The sequence below is a fragment of the Rhodococcus sp. MurmanLake-1 genome (genome assembly GCF_056945715.1).
The window spans coordinates 1-242 of sequence record NZ_JBWZNF010000105.1 but is presented as its reverse complement, the minus strand read 5'-3'; the positions used below and the strand labels follow the sequence as shown (position 1 = coordinate 242).

Sequence of the window (242 nt, the reverse complement as noted above, 5' to 3'; positions counted from 1 at the left end):
GTGCTGCTGAGCGAACATGAATCCCAGGGGATCCCGACGATCGCGTACATCACCACCGTGAGCATCAGCACCGGCTTCCAGGCGATCTCCCACGAGAGCCGCTGCTGCGACATCCCGGCGGCGGCGATCTGCCGGTCGAGTGCGCTGCGCCCGAACCGGAAGACGTACCAGGCCAGCAGCCGCGCGATCGCCATCAGCGCCAGCACGATGAGACCGACGAAGCCGGCCACCCGGAAGTAGAA

General features: G+C 66.5%; 1 pseudogene. It reads right to left on the bottom strand.

Going from position 1 to position 242, the window contains the following annotated elements:
- A pseudogene (locus tag AC2ETI_RS32830) lies at positions 1-242 on the bottom strand (hypothetical protein); the annotation flags it as partial.